This is a genomic window from Bacteroides cellulosilyticus DSM 14838, from assembly GCF_000158035.1.
Lineage (GTDB): Bacteria > Bacteroidota > Bacteroidia > Bacteroidales > Bacteroidaceae > Bacteroides > Bacteroides cellulosilyticus.
Genome location: NZ_EQ973499.1, coordinates 1 through 1062, shown reverse-complemented (window position 1 = coordinate 1062; position 1062 = coordinate 1). Strand labels below are relative to the sequence as shown.

Below are 1062 nucleotides of genomic sequence, written 5' to 3'. Positions count from 1 at the left end.
CCTGATTCATTTGTTGCAGCTTGAAATAACCAATGCTGATATATCGCTTGCTGCGCCCCTGTCGTATGATACGGAAATTAACAAGGGGGATGTGTTTGTGAGCGATATGTTCAACTTATATAAGTATGAGAACATGCTCTATACCATGAAACTGTCCGGTAAGGAGGTGAAGGATGCGCTGGAAATGTCATATAACTTGTGGACGAATCAGATGAAATCAGCTGATGACCATCTGTTATTGTTCCGCAAACAGCGTCGTGAAGGTGCAACGGATCGTGCTTCTTTCCAGAATTTTAGTTTTAACTTCGATTCGGCAGCCGGCATCATATATACGGTAGATGTAACAAAACCGAAAGGGGAGAAGATTACTATTATCAGTATGGCTGATGGTACTCCTTTTTCTATGGACAAGATGTATAAAGTAGCACTGAATTCATACCGTGGTAATGGTGGTGGAGAATTGTTGACTAAGGGAGCCGGGATTCCTCAAGATGAATTGAAAGGGCGTATCTTGTTCTCTACAGATAAAGATCTGCGTTATTACTTGATGCAGTATATAGAGAAAAAGGGTGTGATTGAACCGCATGCATTAGGGCAATGGAAATTTATTCCCGAAGAATGGGTAGAGCCTGCCGCCAAAAGGGATTATGAATACTTGTTTGGAAAAGTGGAAAAATAATCGCTATCTTTGCAGTCGCAAATTTTAAAAGGGTGGTAGGAACGTGAACAAAGAGATGAAAAGAATTATAGGAGCTGTATGCTTGTTGGTGCTGTTTGTGGCATATCAGACAAGTATTACAGCTTTTACTCATGTTCACTATGTCAATGGAGTCATCATTACGCACTCCCATCCGTTTCACGGTAAACATACACACTCCAAATCCGAACTTCTCGTTATTGGTCGTTTGTCAACTTTCCAGGCTCCGGAGGTTGATGTATATGAAGATCTGCACCCCATGCGAATACTTCTGGCAGTGCTGGAAGCAGAACAGGTGTCGCCTTTGATAAAAGGAGGGGGAAAACAGACTATTTCTCTTCGTGCTCCGCCGGCGCTCGCGGCGT

At 42.8% G+C, this 1062-nt stretch carries 2 protein-coding genes; both read left to right on the top strand.

Going from position 1 to position 1062, the window contains the following annotated elements; translation table 11 throughout:
- Nucleotides 1-679, top strand: a 679-nt coding sequence (locus BACCELL_RS25315; RefSeq protein ID WP_044154429.1) for a 5'-nucleotidase C-terminal domain-containing protein, incomplete at its 5' end; no start/stop codon positions are given.
- A 55-nt stretch (nt 680-734) separates the two neighbouring features.
- Nucleotides 735-1062: hypothetical protein (locus BACCELL_RS25310; RefSeq protein ID WP_007215033.1), on the top strand; the 328-nt coding region annotated here is incomplete at its 3' end.